The sequence below is a fragment of the Dapis purpurea BLCC-M126 genome, from assembly GCF_050015975.1.
Taxonomy (GTDB): domain Bacteria; phylum Cyanobacteriota; class Cyanobacteriia; order Cyanobacteriales; family Microcoleaceae; genus Trichodesmium.
The window spans coordinates 24,579-48,059 of record NZ_JBNHER010000183.1 but is presented as its reverse complement, the minus strand read 5'-3'; the positions used below and the strand labels follow the sequence as shown (position 1 = coordinate 48,059).

12 protein-coding genes are annotated in these 23,481 nt (G+C 34.7%); 8 read left to right on the top strand and 4 right to left on the bottom strand.

Annotation, left to right across the window (positions count from 1 at the left end):
- Nucleotides 1-368: 368 nt before the first annotated feature.
- From ACP6PL_RS16135 to ACP6PL_RS16120, 4 genes are all read left to right on the top strand, one after another.
- Nucleotides 369-2,804 carry a sulfotransferase domain-containing protein gene (locus ACP6PL_RS16135; RefSeq protein ID WP_426546286.1) on the top strand — a complete coding sequence of 812 codons (2,436 nt, stop codon included), beginning with the start codon at nucleotides 369-371 and terminating at the stop codon, nucleotides 2,802-2,804.
- Nucleotides 2,805-4,090: 1,286 nt separating this feature from the next.
- On the top strand, nucleotides 4,091-4,789 hold the full coding sequence (locus ACP6PL_RS16130) for a class I SAM-dependent methyltransferase (RefSeq protein WP_426546285.1): 699 nt from the start codon (nucleotides 4,091-4,093) through the stop codon (nucleotides 4,787-4,789).
- A 308-nt stretch (nucleotides 4,790-5,097) separates the two neighbouring features.
- Nucleotides 5,098-6,369 carry a glycosyltransferase family 4 protein gene (locus ACP6PL_RS16125; RefSeq protein ID WP_426546284.1) on the top strand — a complete coding sequence of 424 codons (1,272 nt, stop codon included), beginning with the start codon at nucleotides 5,098-5,100 and terminating at the stop codon, nucleotides 6,367-6,369.
- Between the two features lie 320 nt (nucleotides 6,370-6,689).
- Nucleotides 6,690-8,717 (top strand): calcium-binding protein, encoded by a 2,028-nt coding sequence (locus ACP6PL_RS16120; RefSeq protein ID WP_426546283.1) that lies wholly within the window; start codon nucleotides 6,690-6,692, stop codon nucleotides 8,715-8,717.
- 501 nt (nucleotides 8,718-9,218) lie between these two features.
- On the opposite strand, the gene ACP6PL_RS16115 is transcribed toward ACP6PL_RS16120, so the two are convergent.
- Both ACP6PL_RS16115 and ACP6PL_RS16110 read right to left on the bottom strand, forming a co-directional pair.
- Nucleotides 9,219-10,109 (bottom strand): calcium-binding protein, encoded by an 891-nt coding sequence (locus tag ACP6PL_RS16115; RefSeq protein ID WP_426546282.1) that lies wholly within the window; start codon nucleotides 10,107-10,109, stop codon nucleotides 9,219-9,221.
- Between the two features lie 270 nt (nucleotides 10,110-10,379).
- On the bottom strand, nucleotides 10,380-12,074 hold the full coding sequence (locus ACP6PL_RS16110; RefSeq protein WP_426546281.1) for a methyltransferase domain-containing protein: 1,695 nt from the start codon (nucleotides 12,072-12,074) through the stop codon (nucleotides 10,380-10,382).
- A gap of 1,509 nt (nucleotides 12,075-13,583) precedes the next feature.
- Here ACP6PL_RS16110 and ACP6PL_RS16105 point away from each other — a divergent pair.
- The 4 genes from ACP6PL_RS16105 (at nucleotide 13,584) to ACP6PL_RS16090 (ending at nucleotide 21,515) form a co-directional block, all read left to right on the top strand.
- Nucleotides 13,584-14,021, top strand: coding sequence for a hypothetical protein (locus tag ACP6PL_RS16105; RefSeq protein WP_426546280.1), 438 nt, complete (start codon nucleotides 13,584-13,586; stop codon nucleotides 14,019-14,021).
- A 1,273-nt stretch (nucleotides 14,022-15,294) separates the two neighbouring features.
- Nucleotides 15,295-16,056, top strand: coding sequence for a peptidylprolyl isomerase (locus tag ACP6PL_RS16100; protein ID WP_426546279.1), 762 nt, complete (start codon nucleotides 15,295-15,297; stop codon nucleotides 16,054-16,056).
- Between the two features lie 96 nt (nucleotides 16,057-16,152).
- Entirely contained in the window at nucleotides 16,153-19,155 is a 3,003-nt protein-coding gene (locus tag ACP6PL_RS16095) for a peptidase domain-containing ABC transporter (RefSeq protein ID WP_426546278.1), read from the top strand.
- A gap of 179 nt (nucleotides 19,156-19,334) precedes the next feature.
- Nucleotides 19,335-21,515 (top strand): beta-barrel domain-containing protein, encoded by a 2,181-nt coding sequence (locus ACP6PL_RS16090; RefSeq protein WP_426546277.1) that lies wholly within the window; start codon nucleotides 19,335-19,337, stop codon nucleotides 21,513-21,515.
- 301 nt (nucleotides 21,516-21,816) lie between these two features.
- On the opposite strand, the gene ACP6PL_RS16085 is transcribed toward ACP6PL_RS16090, so the two are convergent.
- Nucleotides 21,817-22,512: a hypothetical protein gene (locus ACP6PL_RS16085; protein WP_426546276.1), complete on the bottom strand. Its 696-nt coding sequence runs from the start codon at nucleotides 22,510-22,512 to the stop codon at nucleotides 21,817-21,819.
- The gene (locus ACP6PL_RS16080; protein WP_426546275.1) at nucleotides 22,497-22,943 is read right to left on the bottom strand and encodes a protein kinase domain-containing protein; all 447 of its coding nucleotides are present in this window, start codon (nucleotides 22,941-22,943) and stop codon (nucleotides 22,497-22,499) included. The genes ACP6PL_RS16085 and ACP6PL_RS16080 overlap by 16 nt, the downstream gene beginning before the upstream one ends.
- Nucleotides 22,944-23,481: the final 538 nt, after the last annotated feature.

The window sequence follows — 23,481 nt, the reverse complement described above, 5'->3', positions numbered from 1 at the left end:
TAGCTACAAACTCAGTTATCTCAGTTGCTTCAGGTGTTTTATGGCTAAATATGCAACGTCTTTTTTTGAGCTTCCTCTACTTAGCTAATAGCTAATACTAAATATTTATAATAAAGCTACAAAAAATAATACTTATTCATAGTCTTTTTTTGAGCTTCCTCTACTTAGCTAATAGCTAATACTAAATATTTACAATAAAGCTACAAAAAATAATACTTATTCATACTTATTGAGCAAATAAGAGCCGAAAAATTAAGAGATAGTTATTCCTCCTACTCAATCTATAATTTCCATTTCTCCTAACTACTTCCTATTCCCTATTCCCTATTCCCTATTCCCTACTCTCTACTCCCTAAATAGAAAAAATTATGTCAGAAAAAAGTTTAGATAATCAAACTCAAGCACAAAAATATTGGGAAGGTAATCCAAAAGCAGCTTTAGTCAGTAGTAATAGATGGATATCTAATTTAATTATTGAAAAAGCTATTAATAAAAGAATATCTGGTGGTAAAACAGAAAAATATTGGCTTGCTTGGTTAATAGAAGACTTCTTTGCTGGCAGAAAATTTGATAGTTTATTATCTATAGGTTGTGGGGTTGGTAATCATGAAATACTTATGGCTCAGTTAGGCTTTTGTAAGAAAATTGATGCTTTTGATTTTTCTGAATCAGCTTTAGAAATTGCTAGAAGAGATGCTGAAAAAGCTGGAGTTAAAATTAATTTCTATCAAGATGATTTTAATACTTTTACGATTAAAGAGAATCAAAAATATGACTTGATAATGTGTCTTGGTTCTTTACATCATGTTAAAGAATTGGAACATTGTTTATCAACGATAAGAAATCATCTAAAACCACAAGGATATGTAATATTAAATGAGTATGTTGGTGATTGCTACAATATTTATGAAAAGCCTCAATTAGATTTAATTAATCGTATATATAATTGCTTTGATGATAGTCTTAAATCTGTAAAAATTTCAGAATATAAAAGCCCAACTATTGAAGATGTATTTGCAGTAGACCCCTCAGAAGCAGTACGTTCAAAACTTATATTATCCTTCATTAAATATTATTTTCATATAGAAGTTTTAAATGAATATGGGGGAGGATTAATTCACGAATTATACCAACTATTAGACAGTAATCAATTTTCTCCAGGAGACCCTAAAGGAGAAACAATAATTAGACTATTGTTGGAAATTGAAGAAATTCTCATGGAAATTCCAGGAGGATTAAAAAGTGATTTTTGTGTATCTATTCTCCGACATAAAAATTTTGTACACCTGCCTCAAAAACCTGATTTTTTAATAATTGGAGCCCAGAAATGTGGGGTAAATTATTTACATAAGTATCTTTTTCAGCATCCTCAAGTAGTAGCTCCTAAACAACCATCATTACACTTTTTTGACTTGAATTTTGATCGAGGAGTAAATTGGTATCAAGCTCAATTTCAAACTACAAAAAATAGTAATTTAATTACAGGAGAATCAAGTCCTTACTATTTATTTCATCCTCTTGTTCCTGAAAGAGTTTACAATTTATATCCTCATATCAAGTTAATTGTTATACTTAGAAATCCTATAGATAGAGCAATTCAACACTATCAACATGAAATTAAATTAGGGCATGAATCTTTGAGTTTGAAAGAGGCGATCGCTCAAGAATCTCATCGCCTAGAAGGTGAAGTAGAGAAAATTATAGAGACAGAAACCTATTGTAGTTTTAACCATCAACACTTTACTTATGTATCTCGTGGTAGATATATTGAGCAACTTGAAAATTGGATAAAATTTTTCCCCAGAGAACAACTTTTAATTCTGAAAACTGAAGAATTATTAGAGCATCCTCAAGTAACTATGAATAAAGTATTTGATTTTCTAAATTTACCACCACAATCTATAGATAATTTTCCCGATGTTGAGCAGGAAAAAACAATTAATATTGACTCAGAAACATATCATGATTTGATTGAATACTTCCAACCTTATGACCAAAAATTAAATGAATATATTGGCATCAAATTTAATAAAAAATCTCACAATTATAGAAATATAAAAATCAGCAACAATCAACCGCATTTTTTAATAATTGGAGCCCAGAAATGTGGTACTAACTCCTTATATAACTATTTAATTCAACATCCTTTAATTTCTCCATCCTTAAAACATGAGATTCATTATTTTGACTTGAATTTTGACAAAGATTTAAAATGGTATCGATCACAATTTCCTGAATTCGAACCAGGAATGATTACAGGAGAATCAAGTCCTTACTATTTATTTCATCCTCTAGTAGCTCAAAGAGTTTTTGAGAAATATCCTAAGATGAAACTAATTATTCTTTTGAGAAATCCAGTAGAAAGAACTATTTCTCATTACTACCATGAAGTAAGATTAGGATATGAATCTTTGAGTTTACAAGAAGCGATCGCTGCCGAAGATGCTCGCTTAGAAGAAGAGGTAGAAAAAATTGTTCAAACAGGAACATATTATAGTTTTAATCATCAACATTATACATATAAAGCAAGGGGAATATATATCCAACAAATCCAAAATTGGATGAGCATTTTTCCCAAGGAACAATTTCTCATCCTCAAAAGTGAAGACTTATTTAGTCATCCTCAAGAAACTATGAACAAAGTATTTCAATTTTTAGAACTACCTGCATATTATTCAGAACAATATCTTCAATATAATTCTGGAAGTTACTCACAACCAAGCGAAGAAATATATCAAGAATTAGTAGAATATTTTCAACCATACAATCAAAAATTATTTGAATATATGAAAATTAATTTCTAAGTATTGAGCTAGCTTATCAACAATTTTTAAAGGTAATAAATTACTTAGATTAGTTAATAATCAATAACTAAAATCTTGAGTTTGCTGAAAAAGTCTTTAGAGTAGGGGTAGGAGTCAGGAGTTATACAAAATCAATAAATTTTTGCTACAAATAGCTAGGGTATTTTTTAGGAGTCAGGAGTCGCATGGGAATGGCTTCGATACTATTTTTTAGATCAGAAATTATCTTTTTTATCAAAGAGACATCTACTGTAAGGTCTTTTTATCGTCCTTATTATTCGTAACATTCTTTTTTCACAATGCTATTAGAATAAATGGGAATTATAGAGGACTTAGAATAAAGAATTGCCATTTGATTTTTCTTCCCTTGTTTGCTGAAAATGCTAATTTTTTGAACTTGAGCGACCGAAAAGCTAGCACTTTTGATGAAAAAACAATACTCAAGCCTTTATCTATAAAAGCTTTGAAAATTAATCGGCAAACCCTAAGTATCCCTTTTAAAAGGGATAAAAAAAGGAAATTTAAGATTTTATTGCTTCTTAATTCAGTAGGAAGTAGTCATAAGTCAAATAATACCGTTTCATGGAATTCATGCATTAAGTGAGTAATTATGAAGTTTCCATTTCCTGCGGAAACGCGTCGCAAACAGAATGTAAGACGCACATCTGATAGTTAAAATTCATCAATTTAAAAGTAAGATTCATAAGCTTAAAACACTGAATTTTTATGTATAGGGTTCAACTTATAATATTGTTTTTCTCAAATTTATGAGGTTAACTTAACTTTTATGATTTTCTGTTTCTTGTCTACAGTTCCCTAAAACCTATAACTTTGTACCTTATGAGTATGATAATTGCTATGTTATACCATTTTGAAAAAAGAATGTTACGAATAGTAAGGGAAATAAAAATATTTTACAGGAGATATATTTTTGACAAAAAGGATGATTTACGGCATAAAAAATGGTATTGAAGCCATTCCCATGCGACTCCTGACTCCTGACTCCTGACTCCTAAAAATCACCCTAGTTATTTGTAGCAAACATTTATCAAATTGGTATTAACTTAGAAGCATTCAGTTATTAGCAATAATACTCCATCCTTGAAAAAGGAGTTTCAATTAAAATATATTTTAAAGTCAAAAAATACAACTTTTGTAGTAGTATTTTAATTATAACTCAATTAATAAAGCTTTCATTACACAAAAAAAATGGCTGATACCTATTAGCTGATAGCTGAAGGCGGAATTATTACAAATAACAAACTTACAAAATATAGATATATACTATGACTATTGATTACGAAAAAGCCTGGGAAGAATATGCGAAAAAATGGCAAGAAAATTACCCAGAATTAATTCACATAGGAGATGAATGGATAGGTAAAGCAGCCGGAGCCACACACTCATTAGCAGAGTATGAAAAATTAATAGAAGAAAAATTCATCGTACCTTATGTCAAACCAAAAGATACAGTATTAGAAATAGGAATTGGTGGGGGAAGAACCGCAGCATTGTTACTTAAATATTGCCAAAAATTAATATGTGCTGATATTTCCAATTCCATGTTAAATGCCACTAAAAATAGACTAGGTGAAGATAGAATAAAATATGTAAAACTTGACGGAATAACATTAAATAAAATAGAGTCTCAAGTCGCAGATATTTGCTTTTGCTACGACACAATGGTGCATTTAGAACCCAGAGATATTTTCAATTACTTAACTAAAATTCCGGCAAAACTAAAAGGGCAAAAACTTTGCATATTTCACCATACAAATACTCTCAGCGATCTAGGTTGGCAAAGATTTCTCAAAGATTGGGATAAAAATCTGATGGGTAAACGAAGTGGCACCGCCCACTCAGTAATGACCGACACAATAATGGAAAAATTTCTCTCCCATCTTAATTACCAAATTATTCATAAAGATACTAACTCAGTTCCCAGAGATTGTGTGTGGATTTGCCAAGCACCTCAGAATAATTAATAATTAATAATTAACAATTAATAATTAGGGCTTGCTGATTAACTCTCTAAAGTATTTACAAATAAAGGTAAGTGCTTTTTTGAAGCTAAAAAAGTGTAAGCTTTTCGGTCGCTTGAGGTAAAAGACTAATTATTTTAAGCAAACAAGGGCGGAAAAATCAAGGAACAATTTATTACTTCTACCTTATTTATAATTCCCTTTTCTCCTTTACGTAGCCAATCCGACGGCTCCCCTACCTGACTCTTACCTTCACTCATAAGACTTTTTCAGCAAACCCTAATTAGTATTAAACTACAATCACCAAACTTATGAAAGCCTTATTTCTGCACCCGAATTTTCCAGCACAATATCGTCATATTATTACTGCTCTAGGAGCTAACCCAGAAAATAAAGTTGTCTTCGGTACAAAAAACGAACGGCCAGAATGGAAAATACCTGGAGTTTATAAAGCACTATTTAACCCCAGTCGTGAACCCCGCCCAGAAACCCACCATTATGTTCGCCCCTTAGAAAGTGCAGTAATTTATGGACAAGCAGTATTTAGAATGGCAGACCAACTAAAATCCCAAGGATTTGTGCCAGACGTAATTTGCGGTCATTCTGGTTGGGGACCGACCTTATTTGTCAAAGAAGCATTTCCAGATACTCCCCTTCTTTGCTACTTTGAATGGTTCTATCATTCTCAGGGGTCTGATGCAGATTTTGACCCCGCAGAACCTCTGACAGTAGATGATATGGCCAGAATAAGGGTTAAAAATGCCCCCATATTAATAGACTTGTACTCTTGTGATTGGGGATTATCTCCCACATATTGGCAACGTTCTCAATTTCCCAAAGAACTTCAAAGCAAACTATCCGTACTTCATGATGGAGTAGATACCGAATATTTCAAACCAAATCCTGGGGCAAAACTCGTACTGCCCAATCTAGACTTGTCTGGAGTAGATGAACTCGTTACATATGTAGCAAGGGGAATGGAACCATATCGCGGTTTTCCAGAATTTATCGAAGCGATCGCCTATATTCAAGAAAGGAGGCCCAATTGTCATGTAGTAGTAGTCGGTTCCGAAAGAGTTTGCTATGGTAAATCTTTACCTAATGGTAAAACTTACAAACAAGAGATGCTAGAAAAAATCCCCTTGGACTTATCAAGAGTTCATTTTGTTGGGTCATTGCCCTATGGACTATATTTGAAAGTCATTCAAGCATCAGATGTTCACATTTACCTAACCAGACCTTTCGTGCTGTCATGGTCAATGATTGAATCCCTATCCACTGGTTGCTTAATTGTCGGTTCAGACACAGCACCAGTTAGGGAAGTTATTCAAGATGGAGAAAATGGCCTATTAGTAGACTTCTTCTCTCCCAAGCAAATAGCTGACCGTGTTGATGAAGTCTTAGACCATCCAACTCGCATGGCAGAAATACGAGAAAAAGCACGCCGAACTGTTTTAGAAAGATACCAACTTTCAGACTTATTAGAAAAACATTTGGAACTAATTAATCAAATTGCTAATCGTAGTCTACCAGCTACTGTAGGTATGGAGAAAAAAACATCTCTAACCTTCTCAAAATTCTAGATACCTGAAAATTGACCATTATATCTGGGAACCTAAAATTAATTAAACCCGTCCTCCGATAATGTTCATACTATAATCAATCATTAAAAATGTTTTGCCTGAGAATCAACACCAAGTTGTACTTCAAAGTCAATAATGGTAAACTCACAGGCACATAATTAGGCCCATTTTGGGCTGATAATTTTTGTAGTTAAAAGGCTAGACTTATTCTAGATAAACAGGTTAAACTACAGCCGAATATAAAATTACTGGTGTTCTGAGTAGTATAACCAAATAGAACAATTGACCATAAATTTATAGATGTAGAGGAGTGAAACGGTATGGTAACACTAACTGACCAAGATGATCGTTACGATCAGGATGAACAAGGAAATCCGAGCCCTGATACAATTAATGCTCTTGGTGGAGATGACCTAATATTGACTTCTACCCTAGGAGGTAGTCTAGTTCGAGGTGGAGATGGAAACGATACTTTAGTATCTAGAGGTCCATCTGGTCTTGATAATTCTGGTCAAGCTGACACTCTCGAAGGTGGGGATGGAGATGATTCCTTAGAATTCCAAGCTGCAGCAGGTTTTGGATTTGGAGATGCAGGTAATGATACCTTAGTAGCTGTTTCCCGAACTAGCCTTTATGGGGGTGCTGGAGATGACTTTCTCCGAGGTTTGATTGGAGATAACTGGTACTCTGCCAATCAAGGTAATGATATCTTACTTGTAGGTGCAAGAGATAGCCTCTATGGTGGTAGGGGATCTGATACTATCAGTACCTTTAGTCCGGAAGTAGTAAGTACCCTAGACTTCGATACATTACCCACATTTACGGGTGATACAGGTCAAAATGATAACTTTATATCTGCAAACCGAGACGCAGATTTAGTTGTTGGTTTTGGCGATCGCGATACTATATATGGTGGTAAAGATGATGATACATTATATTCTTTAGGTAACCAAGTCCGTGTAAGTGGAGATAGCGGTAATGATACAGTTATTAGCTTGAATCAGGAAACGACAGGTACTCCTGTTGATTCTGAGGCTACGGTTTTAGTTCCAATACTAAGGTCTACTCTCCTAGGTGGTGCAGGTAACGATCTGATTCAAGGGGCAGTAGGGGAATTTGGTGATGGTAGAAATTATTTAGATGGTGGAGATGGCAACGATACCCTTCATGGTCAAGCTGCAAGGGATACTTTGAGTGGTGGTGAAGGTGATGACTTAATTGTTACAGGCTTGCTTGAAGAAAACGAAGGTAAATTTAGCCCTAATGGTGTAGCTGTTGAGACTGCAGGTTTTTCTGGTCAAAACAGACTAGATGGAGGAGAAGGTAACGATACTATACAATCAGGCTTTATTACAGATACCATGATTGGTGGTTTGGGCAATGATAGCCTGAGTGGTATCTTTAACCGCGTTGATGGGGGTCTTGGCAACGACACTATTGATGCTACAGGCATCAGTACCGATGCCTCCGGTGGTGCTGCTATTGAAGTCACTCTGATTGGTGGTGCGGGTAACGACAGACTGTTGGGTAGTTCAAGCCCCGGTGTATCGAACTTCTTCGATGGTGGTACAGGTAACGACTTTATCCAGTTTGGTGGAACTAGCGATGAGTTAATAGGTAACACACAGGGTAATGATACTATCATAGCAGCTCAGGGTGGAGGTACAGCAACCTTCCTTATAGAAGATACTCAAGGTAGTAACACCTTAAGTGGTGGTGATGCAGATGACACCCTAGTTACTGGAGCAGGTGATGACTCCATTGTTGGTGGTGGGACAGATGAAACAGGAAACGATAGTATTGTTGCTGGTGCAGGGGATGACGTTATATTTGGCCGTGGTGGTACCGATACTATTGTCGGTGGTGCTGGTGACGACTATATCGCAGCAGGTCTAAATGGTACGGGCGACTCATTAATTGGTGGTGAAGGAAACGATAGTTTTGCTTATTTTGCTGTTGAGATGGATGTCACTGAAAATAGTGTTATCACAGATTTCGATCCTGCTGACGACCGAATACTAATTCTTGATGATGGATTTAATTTAGCTAACTCGAGCGAAGGTTCAGTTATTGCTAGTGCTGATTTTGTTTCTATTGATCCTGGCAACAACTATGAAAATGGTGCTGGTGGTCTGGGTACAACTCCTTTAATTATCTACGAGCGTAACCCAGTAGCCGATCCTAGTGCTGAAGTACCAGACGGAGAAAGCCCAACTCTAGTTGGTTCAGGTCTATTAAAGTACGATCCTAGTGGTAGTGCTGGTCCAGAGGATCTAAGTGATGTTATTACTATTGCTCGCCTCAACGGTACTCCAAATCTCCTTCAAAGCGACATTTTAATCATCTAATACTATGTATTAAAAAACAATATGAGGTTGTGATTCATTTTTAATCACTCCTCTTTTTTTTTCTTATAGCGCTACGCGCTAGGGAATAGGGAATAGCAGATTGTGAAAAGGTTTTCCTACGGAATGCTGCGCAAACAGGATTTAGAAATCTCTTAACCTTAATGCATAGTGCTGTAATATAGGGTTTGTTGAATAACTGGAGTTTAGACTAATTACGGCTAGTACCGCTACGCGGAAGTCAGAATTCAGAATTCAGAAGCGAGTGTGTAATTCTGAGGTCCCCTCAGAATGTAAGACACACTCAAGACAGTCAGAAGTTTTGATTGGTAAGGCTTTGAGTATTTTGTTACTGGTCACTTATTTCCGTCATCCTGCACTAGAGCGAAGCTGGCCGACTGAGAATAGCGGCATTGGATAAATTTACTGAAACTCTTTCATTTTTTAAATATCCTAATTAGTTTCTCTTTTTATTTATTCTTTGACTTGATTTTTAGCTTTAGTCTAATTTTCTTCCTTACTCTTAACTTGTCTTTCCAACACTGATATTTGATTACCAATTAAACTTAAAAACATAGTACCAAAATGCTGAATTTCCAAGAAACTAGCATAATCAGCAGCAGGTTTATAAACTCTAAAAGTCTGCATAACTCCCAGAGTCGCAGCACTTTCTAAAGGACCAATAAAACTTGTATCTCTATCCAAAAAATAAGGTTTACTAGCCCATTCTGCCATTTGTTCAGCATTCAAAAAATAACAACCAGAATGGGGGTTAAGAGTTCTATTAAAAGTAATCAACTTTTCCATAATTTTTCCCTTAAGCTGAGGTTTCTCCCGGATATTTTGAAATTTAGCTGTTATTTCTGGTTTTAAATTTCCATCTACATAAGCTTTTGGCACAGCCCCCAAAGGTGAAATTTCATAACGATTAGGTTGAAGTAAATTACCATTTCCTGTATGGTGATTAAACCATTTCAATTTGACAAAAAACCAAGGGTCGTGTAGAACTAAATCATCTTCTAAATAACAATAATAATCATACTTTCCTAGACATGATTTCAGTACCGCTTGACATTCAAATCCTAATAGCATAGGTTCCACATTAGTATTATGGTGCATCAGAAAATCTGAAGACAAAGGAATCTGAGATAATAGGTGAAAACCTTTAGTTGTACAAACAATAATATCAAGATCATAACTGTTATCTTGATTGGCAGGAATAGCCTTATGTTTACCAATATCAATTAGATATTGAGATTTACCGTATAAAGCTTTCAATGAAGTCAAACAGGTAGTTAAAGCTATACGCCGTGTTTGTGGGTCTTTTCGTAAAGAACCATGTTGTCCGCTACCTTCAGGGTTAAAAAAATGAGCAATTGTAAATAATATTCGCATTTGATAATGGATAATTAATAATGGATAATGGATAATTTAAGAGTTAGAAGTCAGGAAAGAAGATAGTTTAGAAAGATTTCTGCTCTAGTTGAAGATGATACAGTATATTTCGGGCAAATGATGTACAAGGTGAATGGTGAAAATCATGCAGCCCGCATTTGGGTTTACCTTATAAAAATGGGAACCGCTGTACCATCTCTACTGGTATCTTTTGTGTAAACCTCAACATTCATCTATAGGAAATTTAAGCTTTCTTCCTTATTCCTTAGCTTAAGAAAACAGTTCTGGAACACGATTTTTTAACTCTTGATTTAAACGTGGTAATTCATCTCGCATTTGTAGATACCAATCTCGACGCTGACGATAATATTGACAAAATAAACGATTATTTTTGACAAAATCATAAGCGTTAGTTACTATTTTTTTTCGGAGATTTTGATCGATTATAAGTTGTCTAAATTTTCTGTCAAAATCTAACAAAGAATTATAAATTAAACCTGTTTCACCATCAACAATTGAATTTTGGTAAACTGTTGGACTAGCAAGCATAGCAACTTCATAACCTGCACATTCGACAAACTTTAAGTCTGATTTCATTTGATTAGTTTGGTTGTCATTTAGAGGTAATAAACCAATATCACAACTTCCAAGAATCTCCAGATACTTATCATAACTACAGAATGGATAAAATTCTTTATTCGCTGTATTTAAACTTTCAAAAAATAACTTATCATGGATTACCTTTACCCTAATTTTATCTTGATAATCTGACAAAATTTGATTAATTATTGGCATAATTTCTTGCCAGTCTGCCTCCCTATTAACAGCTCCGAAAAATATGCTAAGGTAACTATTTTTGGTAAAACCATGCTCAGATAGAGGTAGTATTCTGGCCAACTGATTCTGAAATACCGCCACATTTGGGTTATATTGGCGTAAAAATTTAGCTAGAGACTCAGTAGAAGTTTGAACACAGTGACACCCACGATAACTAAGATAATTATTTTCCGCATATTCAGGACGACGTAAAGGATTATCATCAATTTCAGCTACTATCAGATAATTCTTTTCCAGCAAAGACTTAAGTTTATGGAAGTCAGAGGGATAATTTAAAATTGTGCGTTGCCAAATAAACACCTTTTCCTCTTGAGGTAACCCAACATTCAAGTCAGCAGTTTTAACAGTAGAAATAGTTCTGATCCCAGGAATAGTAGCACTAAACTTATCAGGTTCTAAAACTCTGACAGTACCACAAACTTTCGAGTCCATAATTATAGTTTGAATTAACAACCTACGGGGAGGGATAGCAGAGTTGATAGCGCGTACAATGAAATATTCAGCACCTGTCTGAGTAGCAAACTTTTTTTCATCTAAACCCAAAGCATCAAGCAGAGGTTGGGTAAGTTGGAGAAACTTTTCAAACTCTTCTCCCTTTTCTCCACGAGTTTGTACTTCATATATTTGTAAATCTGCTGTAGCAAAACATGATTTGAGACTTTCTAGAGTAAACCAATGTCGAATTATTTCCGAAAATTCCCAGTTACCTTTCAACAAATTAATAATTCTGCGCCAATACTGTACATTTGGTATTATTGCCAAGACTTGAGCATCATTTTTTAACCAAGTTTGACAGTATTTCAAAATTTCAATTGGGTTAGACATACCCATTAAATTTAAACCATAAATCAGACAGTCTACGGTTTTTGGAGAGATATTGAAAGTAGAAATATTTTCTTGGATATTTCCCACTAAAATTTTATCTACTTGTGGAGTAGCATTTTTAGCTAACTCTGGATTAGATTCAATACCAATATAATGACAATGAGGATTAATTTGTTTATATTGAGAAGCAATTGTGCCATTACCACAACCTAACTCTAAAACAACCTTAGCATCAGCGGGAATAAATTTGAGTAATTCTTGGTGAACAGAAGTTTCTGAAAAATAAAATTTAGCTGGAGTCATTAGATCTAATTGAAAGTTTTCCTGGTAGTGAAATAAATTTATCAATCCATTATCCATTATATGTATAAGGCAATTTGTTAGTTATTTAGTAAAAATCAGTCTATGTTCCGAAGTAACTCATCCATAATTAATACCTCACAGTCAGAGAAAATCGGAGGCAACTAAACCTTTGCTCAGAAAAATATGAGTCGAACTAAGAAATTATCAAGTCTACTCTTGAAAATCAAAAAATTAGGCAAATTTTCCCGGCACATCTATAATATATAGTCAATTTTTGAGAGAATTGCCAACATTAAAAAGCCGAGGTAGTCAGAGATAACTTTCCGCAAAAGCACTCATCGTATCTATATATAAATAGTCAAACATTTTAGACTTGCTAATATATAGTAATATGATTTAAGTTGTGAGAGATGGAAGACTTTTAGGGCGCAGGGAATGGGGAATAGGGAACAGTAAAATTCTCACACTTCATTCCTGATTGCTATACATATTAAAACTATCAACAAACTAAGATCCAAGCAAATGATAAAATGCAAAACTATGTGACTATATCTCCTTAAAATTTTCTCAAGTTTACATCCTCAACAAAAAATACAAAATCGACTACTTCCAATGTCAAAACTGGAACTTTATCCAAACAGAATATCCCTACTGGTTAACCGAAGCTTATACCGAAGCGATCGCCTCTAGTGATGAAGGCTTAATCTTGAGAAATATGATATTATCTCAAATCACAAAAAATATTATCGATAAACTCTTCAACTCAGAGGGAAAATTCCTAGACTTTGCTGGAGATAGGGTTTATTTACCAGATTGATGTGCGACATCAAATACAAATTTTATTGGCAAGACAAATACTGTAAACATCTCTTTCTACAAAACTTAAAAGCTACCCCAAACCAAAAATATTAATCAGTTACTGCTTTTGAAGTCCTAGAACATTTAGTTAATCCCATTGCGGAAATCAAAGAAATATTAAACTACTCCTGAAATATCCTCTTCAGCACAGAAATATTACCACCAAACAACCCCAAACCTAACTAGTGCTGGTACTATGCTCTAAACGAAGTTCAATATATATCTATATATACAGTCAAATCTCTCCAAATCATTGCCCAAAAATTTCATCTCAATCTGTACACTAATTTACTCATCACTCCATCTATTAACAAACAAAAAAATCTCTCCAGCATTTTGTTAAACTCTTGAAATACGATGCAGAAAATCTGCGACAAACTCTCCGAAAAATCAGGATTATTTCAAAATTTTTAACAAAGAAGAAGAAGGAAGCAAGAGGGAAGGTGCAAACTCTAGACAAATCCCAAAATATAGTCAAAAATTTGAACAATTCTCAAACAAAATTCCATTTTACAACCGGAATCAAGAAACTCCATAGCAATAGAAAAATATCCTCAAAAATTTGAACAATTCTCAGACAAAACTTTGTTTTTACAGAAATAACAAGGAAGAAAGGCAAAACAAAACAAAATTTCCAAAACGCCAGAAAAAATGTCAGATACAACTCTACCTTCACCAACTCCAACTCCCCCTCAAAAACTAGGAATTAATATTGCAGGTTTTGTCAAAGGAGAATTAGGAATAGGAGAAGGAGTAAGAGCAACACTTAGATCAATAGAAACTACAAATATTCTCTTTATAGTAATGAGCGCTCAGGTATTTACAAGGCCCAGTTCAAAGTGCAATAAGCGAAAAGGTGTACAAAAAATAATGTGTAAATATGCCAGCACACATTGCTATATCATCAACAAAATTATCAGCACTCCTCACAGAAACTCCAACATAACCTATCAAAACTTTACCCAAGAAAACCCACATCTAATCAACCTATTTCAAGTCAACACCAACGAAGTAAAAACCTTCCTCAAAAAAACAAGTGTCAAACAATACTTCACAAATAAATACAACATCGGTTTTTGGGCTTGGTAACTTCCCAAATTTCCCCCAGAATGGATGGCAGTATTTACACCATTTAACGAGATTTGGAGTTAAAATTAAACCCAATTATAGCATTTTTAAATGAAAAATTTAGTAGTCAGATGATGTTATGATATGGCAAAAGTATATTTTGGATTAACATATTGATAACAAGCAGAGCAAAAAAAAGAATCACTTAGATAGTAGTAAAACTATAGATATATAAGCATATATTTTTACCTATATTGAGAGCGTTATAACTTAAGAGTGAGCTTCTACTAGTAGAGAAAAAACTCAAAACTACAAGACGTCATTAAGGTAAAAATTGTATATTCTATAAAAAAAAATCAGACTAAGTATCTGTGGAAAATTAATTTAACCTTTTTAAGGGAATAGGGTAAAAAATCTACTTTTATATGACTAAGTAAATTGAGAATAATTTAGCCTACTTAATTAAGGGTAGTACCAAATATACAATTAATTTGACTTGACTACTGATAAATATCAAGCGATCAGGAACAACCTAAAGCAACTATAGAACCCCTGAGCGTATCTTTTCTTAAAATACAAAGGCTTCAGGAAACCCGTTTTAAAAAGCCTAACAAATATCAGGCTTCAGAAAACCGAAAAATTATGAAAAATGACTGCCAGAATCATAAAACCCTAATGGGTATTAGACTTGCAACTTGTTAAATAGATACCAAATGGCTTCTATAGAACCGATTTTGGATCTTTGCTGAAAGACTATAATAGATAGGAAATTCCATACTCAAGTAGCTTGAAGAATAGAAAAAGGACATCATTGTCCTCAAGAAGTAACTTGTTTGGGCAGTGCCCCCAGGCGGTTAGTGCTCTTTACCAACAAGAACAATGGTCAAGAGTTCAAAGTATTGTGATTGTTGAAATAATTCACCATCTTTGGAATCAAACTACGAATACCCTTACCTTGTTTAACACGGCACTGAATAAAACTGAACTTTCCTGAATAAAACTGAACTTTCCTTACCAAAACTGAATTGAAAATTTACTGAACTTTCCTGAATAAACCTGTATTGTTTTTACCATAAAAATTCGGTATAAATAATATCAAGAAAGGAACCTAAATAATTTCTATATGATAGATATAGTGAATAAAAATAATAACGTCTTTAGATAAGTAGTGTTTAAAACTCATGGGTTGCCTCAGTCCATGTACTCAAAAAATGAATTGATAAGTTAATTTGCCACTACTTTCAAGAGAAGACTAAATTAAAAGGATAGTGCAAGTCAGTTGGAGATATAAAAAATGACAGGATTATTTCAAATCGGTGATAAATTATTGCAAGCCCAAGATATACCATCGTTATTACAACGTTATCAGTTAATGCCTCATTTTTTACGAGGGGTAATAATCGACCAAGCGATAGCTAACTTGACTTGCACAGAAGAGGAAAAAAAGACGGCCTTAGAAAAATTTGAGACCCAATACCAGTTAAATAACCCCGAAACTAAACAAGCATGGCTGAAAAGCCAAAATATGACCCAAGAACAACTAGAAGAAATGGCAACCAGGCCAATATTACTAGAAAAATTTAAACAACAAACTTGGAGCAATCAAGTAGAAAGATATTTTCTCACCCGTAAGAGCAGCTTAGACCAAGTAGTATACTCTCTAATTCGGACAAAAAATCCCGGCCTAGCTCACGAACTATACTTTCGCATAGTAGAAGGAGAGCAAACTTTTGCGGAAGTTGCTCGTCAATATTCTGAAGGTCCAGAAGGGCGAACAGGAGGATTATTAGGTCCTGTCCCGCTAAGTCAACCACACCCCTCTATAGGCAAAATTTTATCAGTAAGTCAACCAGGTCAGATTTGGACGCCACGTCCATTAACAGAATGGACAGTAATTATTAGATTAGAAAAATTTATCCCAGCACAACTTGATGATTCAATGCGTCGCGCTCTAATGGACGAATTATTAGAAAATTGGATACGAGAACAAATAGGAAAAATAGGTACCCTCAAGCCATTAAGTTCAGAGGTATCAGATGTAAAAATTCAAGGATAAGTTCAAATAAATATCTAATTACTAATTATCTAACTAGATGGGAAAATTAACAGGTAACTCCCAATCTAGAGTGAAATAACATAAACCATAAACTAAATGGCTACTTCTTCAACAATATCAAGAGTACAAGTTCAAGAATTTCTAGCAGAAAAACCTCCATTTAATCTGCTTTCTGAAAATGCTCTAAAACAATTAACAGGAAAATGTCAACTACTCGGTTACCGTGCTGGACAACCAATATTTGAAAGAGAAAAAATGCCGACCCAGATAGCAATTATCTATCAAGGCCAGGCAAGAATCTTAGGTTATGACCAGCGCTCCCAACGTCATGTCAGTTTAAAGTTAGTTGGGCCAGGAGAAATGCTTGGTTGGGCAGGGTTGCTACGGGGAATGCCTTGTGAAACAGCACTTGCCTCAACAGACTTAATTGCAGTTACTCTATCAGCAGCAGATTTCTTCGCCATATTAGAAGCGGAACCAGAATTTGGTAAAGCTTTTCTAGAAACTCCGGCGGTAAGTGAGGTTTATGAAATACTAAGCCAAGAATTTGCCAGAAGGGCAGAAGTTAATGCTAACCTTAAACAGCTATCTCAAAATATTGTCTCAAATACTGTAGTAGTAAATCTGCCCCCAGGAGATACAAAAACTCAAGAACTAGGGTCTATTCTAAATGGGTCACAAATATGGTTGGTGAGTAGTGGGGTAGTAGGAGAGTTTGCCCCTGGTAGCCAAGTAGTTTTGGATGGAGCAGGTAAGTCTCTAAAGGTAGAAGGATCTAGAGGAGCAAGAATACTAGGATTTCCTGAACAACAGACCAATGCAGAAGTTGGAGAAACTCAATTAACAGAAAATGGTGAGCAAAAAGCTGGGTTAGCTGCCTTGGATATGTCGATAGTGCCTCAAGCACCGGCACGTCCCCCAGAACCAAAAGTTGTTCAAGATACCCCATCAAAAAAATATCCAATCTTCCGAGCTAAAGGAGAAATAGCAGCTCCTTTGGCTTGCTTCCAAATGTTGGCTAAACATCTTGGTCTGAAGTTCCGTCGGGATGTAATTCGGCGCGTATTAGATAATCAGATCCGTACAGCAGGTAGGGTCTCTCTCCAAGCTTGTGGAGCAATTACCCAAATGATGGGATTAAGTGGGCAACTTGCACAAGTGCCAGCAGCAGCAGTACCTCGCCTCAAAGCACCAGCTCTGATTCAATGGCAGGATAGTTTTGCCGTACTTTATAGCATTACAGAACAAGAAATAGTATTAGGTAGCCCAGAATTCGGATTAACTCGCCTCAAACCAGGTGAGTTCCAGGAGATTTGGGGAGAGTCAGGACAAGTTTTACTACTCCAAGCACCAAAAACCGAACAGAAAGAACAGTTTAGTTTTTGGTGGTTTGTTCCTTCCCTGATGGAGCATCGCACGGTATTTATTGAGGTGTTGATTGCTTCATTTTTTGTCCAGATATTTGGTTTGGTTAACCCCCTAATGACGATGATTATCATCGATAAAGTTATGGGGCAACGGAATATTGAGGCTTTGGATGTTCTGGGCATCTTGATGTTATTGGTGGCTTTATTTGAAGCCTTGTTAGGAGGTCTACGAACTTTCTTATTTGTAGATACAACTAACCGCATAGATGTCAAACTTAGCTCTGAGGTAATTGACCACTTACTCCGTCTACCACTCAACTATTTTGATAATCGTCGAGTGGGCGATCTGACAGGTAGGATTGGAGAATTAGCTAATATTAGGAATTTTCTGACAGGTACAGCTTTAACAGTGGTTTTGGATGCGGTATTCTCAGTAATTTATATTGCTGTGATGTTGGCTCTCAACCCAATAATGACGGCGGTAGCTTTGGCTGGGGTACCTTTCTTTACGGGAATTATTTTAATTAACTCTCCGATTGTCAGAAGACTACTACGGAAAAAGGCAGAACGTTATGCAGATTCTCAGTCATACCTAGTAGAGGTACTAAATGGTGTACAAACCGTTAAAGCACAAAATTTAGAACTGCGGTCTCGTTGGGAATGGTCATCTCGTTATGCCAAGTTTATGACTGCTAGTTTTAATACTGTTCTGACTCAAACTACTTCTAGTTCTATTAGTACCTTTTTAAATAAACTTTCAGGATTAGCACTTTTATGGGTTGGTGCTTATTTAGTTATTGATGGTCAGTTATCTGTAGGGGGATTAATTGCCTTCCGAATTATTGCTGGTAATGTGACAGGTTCTTTGCTACGTTTTGTTAGTGTTTGGCAGAGTTTCCAAGAAGTTGGAATGTCAATTGAACGATTAAGAGATGTTTTAGATACTGAACCGGAAGTAGATGAGGAAGACAGGAATAATATTGATATGCCACCAATTGATGGTAGTGTCAAATTTGAGGAACTTTCCTTCCGATTTACCCAAAGCGGACCTCTACAATTAGCAAATATAAATTTGGAATTTCCTGCGGGTTATTTTGTTGGCATTGTGGGTTTGAGTGGTTCGGGAAAAAGTACGTTAATGAAATTATTACAGCGTTTATATCCTCCACTTTCCGGTCGAATTTTTGTTGATGGATACGATATTCAAAAGGTAGAATTATATTCTTTACGTCGTCAAATTGGAGTGGTTTTACAGGATACTCTCCTATTTAATGGTACGGTTCAAGATAATATTGCTTTGACAAATCCAGATGCAACAACTGATGAAATTATTCGGGCTGCTAAGATAGCAGTTGCCCATGAATTTATTATGAATTTGCCTAGTGGATATAACACAATGGTGGGAGAAAGAGGTGCTTCTTTATCAGGGGGGCAAAGGCAAAGAATTGCAATTGCTCGGACAGTTCTACAAAACCCTAAATTGTTGATTTTAGATGAAGCAACTAGCGCCTTAGATTATAGTTCAGAACGTCAGGTTAGTGAGAATTTAGCTGAGGCTTTTGGCAATACAACAGTTTTCTTTATTACTCACCGTTTAACAACAGTAAAAAATGCCAATACTATCATTATGATGGATAAAGGTTCGGTTGTAGAACAGGGAACTCATGACGAATTAATGGCAGTAAAAGGACGTTATTTCTGTCTCTATCAACAACAAGAAGCTCAACAGTAATTAATAATGGATAATGGATAATGGATAATGGATAATGAATTAAAATACTAAACTTTGTACTATTTATTTTAGATAAGAGAAATGCAAAAGTTTTGATTTAGTACAAGAATCTTCAAACTAAATAATTATCAATTATCCATTATCAATTATCAATTTTTCCCTATTCCCTATTATTTAAAATGCAAGATAAATCAGTATCACTAAACGAACAACCAGTAATTTTAGAGAAACCAGCTATATTATCTAGGCTATTTCTCTGGATGATTATGTTAATGACCAGTTCAGCAATAATCTGGGCTTACTTTGCCGAGATTGATCAAGCTGTACCTGCAACAGGTCAATTGGAACTTAAAGATGGTTCAATAGATGTCCAAGCTCCTACAAGTGGGAATGTAGTTAGACTTCATGTAGAAAATGGCGATCGCGTAGAAAAAAATCAACCATTATTAACTTTTAGTCCCACTGCTCCCAGTGCAGATTTAGGTTCGGCAATTAAGTTAAGAGAAACTCTCAAAAGAGAAAATGAATTTTATAAGGAGGTATTAAATGGTAAAGTTCCTACAGCTTTACCTCCAGACTTACAAAAACTTGCTCAAGAAAGACAAACTAGAGTATCAGAAAATCAAGCGTACCGCACTTTAATTGATGAACTGTACTTAAACAGAGGTGGTTTTGTAAATATTGACCCAAGTTTACAAGGATTATATATCAATTACAAGGCTGAATATAATTCTCGTGTAGGTGCTGTAGAATTACAAATTAGAGAGCTAGAAAAACAACTTCAACAAGCAGAAAAAGAGGAAGAAGCAGCAATAGAACAACTAAGAGTAGCTCAAACACAATTGCAATATGCCAGACAACAATTACAATATGCCAGACAACAATTAAACAATAGTAAGCAACAGCTAACTTATGCTTATGAGCAATTAAATAATACAGAAAAACAACTTAAATTTGCTAGGGAACAACTGAAAAATACTCAGGAACAATTAAAGTATTCTCAAGAACAATTAGAACTAGCCAAAGGACAATTAGGTAAATCAGAAAAAGTATTAGGTTCTAACGAAGAAATTCTCGGACAAATATCGCCTTTAGTAGAAGAAGGAGCGATCGCTGAACTACAAAAAAAACGTCAGGAACAAGAAGTATTCCGAGGGGAAAGTGAGATATTAAGACAACAAGACCAGATACAATCAAGAGCAGCAGAAATAAATACTAGATTAGGAGAAATTAACAGCCGGTTAGCAGATATTAATGCCAGAGAAGGAGAAGTAAATTCTCGGAGAGCAGATATAAACACATTTGAAGGAGAAGTAAATACTCGCGAGGGTGAAATCAATTCTAGGGAAGCAGATATTAATTCCAGGGAAGGAGAAGTTAAAGCGCGTCAGGCAGAAGTAGAACGTGCTAGATTAGAACAACAGCGTTTAAATGTATCCATTAGTAGAACCAAAGAACAATTAAAAAATACAAGAGATGCTTGGGCAAGAGAACTTTATGCCAGAATTGCCGAAAATAAAGGTAGAGAAATTGCCAGAATAGATTCTGAATTTACTCGCTTACAACTAGAAAATAATAAGCGACTAACTGAGGTTAATGCTCAGATAGAAAAGTTAGAAGAAGCTCGTGATAATCAAGTTTTAAAATCACCAGTTTCTGGGGTGATTTTTGATTTACAACCTACAACTAAAGAAGAATCTTCTCTAGATATAAAGACAGACCCTATTTGTCAATATGTAATTAATGAAGTTTTAAAACCAGGGGATATTCAACCAACAAGATGTGAAGATGCTTCTTATGAGGCGCAACAAACTCAACCTTTAGTGACAGTATTAGATGATGATGAAGGTTTGGAGGCAGTAGTTTACATTCAGAATAAGGATGTTGCTTTGGTGTTAAAAGCTTTAAATGATAAACGGAAAAAATTAGAACCTTATCATGACCAAGAGTTAGCTGATGGGGAAATTATTGAATGTGAAACAGGTAAAAAATGTGTTTGTCCGGAGTTGAAAGAAAATAGAGAAAAGTTAGGTTTAACTGATGTGGAATGTGTACCTGTAGAAGTGCAAGTTGAAGCTTTACCTGCTAATGAATTTGGAACTGTAACTGGAGAGGTTATTTCTATTAGTGATGATGCTATTCCACCAGACCAAGAAGCAGGAAGACCTTATTTTTCTTTTGAAACAACAATTGATTTAGAACGGCAAACATTTGTTCTGGATAATGAAAATGATTTAGAAATTGGTTTGCAGAATGGTATGGCAATTAACTCTAATATTAATGTTGGTAAACGGACAGTTTTAGAGTTGTTCTTTAACAGATTTACTGGCAAGTTCCAGAGTTTGACTAATGTTAATTAGGAGTCAGGAGTCAGGAGTCAGGAGTCAGGAGAATTATAGAAGAGGGAGGAAGAATAATCATACATTGATTTTTCCGCCCTTTATCTAGTCAAAAGGCTAACTTTTTGCAGATCATGAGCTGAAAAGCTAGCACTCTTGTCACTACAAAAAGGCTAAAGATTCTATCTGTAAATTATTTCAGGGTAATCAGCAAGCTCTAACTAGCTATTAGCTAAAAAAATGTACTTAATTCACTAGCTAAAAATCCTGGACTTGCTGCAAGTAGAACAGTTAAGTCCAGGTTTAAATTATCTTTTTTAGATTAATTTGAAATTATGCTTTCTACACCTTCAGCATAAAACTTTCTGAGACGTTCCGCAAAATCAGTAAAATCTGGTTCTCTAATTAGAGAAGTCCTTAATAATTCAACTTTTTTTCCTTTGATGCTTGAAACTAATACAAACTCATTTCCTGTAACATATCCTTGAAATTCCGGAAAAAAGTTTTCGTTTGAAAACTCACAGCTTATACCTGTAACTTGTTGTGAGAATTTTAAATTAGCCCAATCTATTCTTCCAAGTCTTTTGGTAGCTCCTCTATAACATACATAAAAATAATTAGAATCTAGGTCTTCGTAAACTAAACTTCTAACAGCTTGAGTAATCTGTTCTATAACTTTTTCAGCTAATTTGCGAAATAACTTCTTTTCTATATTAGAGTCACTTGATAGTTTATTTTTGATTTTTTCTAAAAAAGTTTCAGCTTTATTCCCTTCTGAATTTTCTAATTCTAAAATATCTATCAAAGCTTCCATAACTGCAGGAATAGACTGCCAACGAGAATCTATTTTGATCTCAAAAGCTGTATCAAAAACCCTATTGATCTTAGATAGTATAGACTCAGGTAAATTAGGTGAAGCTGATGATTTTTGTTTAGCTTCTTTTCTCTGATGTGGTTTATTTCCATTTTCAGAATCTAAAAGATAAAGAAGAAATTTTCCTGTTATTGTAAAAAACAAAATGCCACAAATTTGTGTAATATCTGACCTGGGATCTCTTTGTAAACTACTTTTTCTCCAAGTTCTGGAAGTTGAAAAAATCTATTTCCTAATTGTTGCCATGTAGGTGTTAAATCTGTGGCATACTCATCAACTTTATTGAAAGAAATTCCAAAGTCTATTAATACTGGAGTGCTAATGTCGTTATTTTTGATGATTATATTATCCGGCTTAATATCTCTATGTACTATCCCTATTTGATGGCAATATTTTAGAGTATCTAATAGTTTTATTGTCAAACTTACAGCACTAAAAATATTCATTACTTCTGTTCTGATAAAATCAGATAAGATATCTCCGGGTATAAATTCAGTTACCATATAAAGGGGAGTATCTGAACAGTTTATATATCTCCAGAAGCACCAATCTTTTGTAATAACAATTCTACTCAATAGATAGCGGTACTTTGAGATTTTTTACGTCGAAAATGGCTTCAAACCAAGTATTAGCAAGGGAAATAACTCACAGTGCTAAAAATAGCTCAAACCTAGATAGATCAAGAAAACAGTTAATTCAAGGTAAAAATATTACTGTATAAGGTTTTGAGCTTATTTTTAACCTATTTTTTCTAAAGTCCAGATAGAAATTTTTACTCACTTCTCTTTTATTGCGGATATGGCAATAGGAGTTTTTGCCGAGAAAATCCAGAGGTAAGCTTTTAGAAAATCAGAAATAAAAATTTAATTCATCTATATTGCCACATACGCAATCGGAATTTTGACTCACTTGTTTTTTGCTGCGGATATAGCAATGGAGTTTTTGCCGACAAAATTCAGAGGTAAGCTTTTAGAAAATCAGAAATAAAAATTTGATTCATCTCTATTGCTACATACGCAATCGGAATTTTGACTCACTTGTTTTTTGCTGCGGATATCGCAATGGAGTTTTTGCCGACAAAATTCAGAGGTAAGCTTTTAGAAAATCAGAAAT